The sequence below is a fragment of the Paenibacillus sp. 11B genome, assembly GCF_030487755.1.
GTDB lineage: Bacteria > Bacillota > Bacilli > Paenibacillales > Paenibacillaceae > Paenibacillus > Paenibacillus vandeheii.
The window spans coordinates 1-214 of sequence record NZ_JAUKNS010000036.1; the positions used below are offsets into that span (position 1 = coordinate 1).

General features: G+C 52.3%; 1 protein-coding gene. It reads left to right on the top strand.

Features of this window, described 5'->3' with window-relative positions; genetic code table 11:
• The coding region (locus Q0V21_RS32800) for a hypothetical protein (RefSeq protein ID WP_301882613.1) at positions 1-214 on the top strand (214 nt) is incomplete at both ends.

The window sequence follows — 214 nt, forward strand, 5'->3', positions numbered from 1 at the left end:
CACGGTACAAGGAACGATTACGGGCGTAAATAACGTCATCGATTATACGGGAGACTTGGTCACGGGTCAGAAATCAGGGAAAGAGATCTGGCAAGATGTATCCAGTGCGGGAGAAGCGTATGCCAAGCCGTTCATGGATCTGAAAGGCGAAGACAACCGCACCATGCTGACCCTGACGGAACAGGAGAGCCGCGACGCTGGGTTAAACGATGTT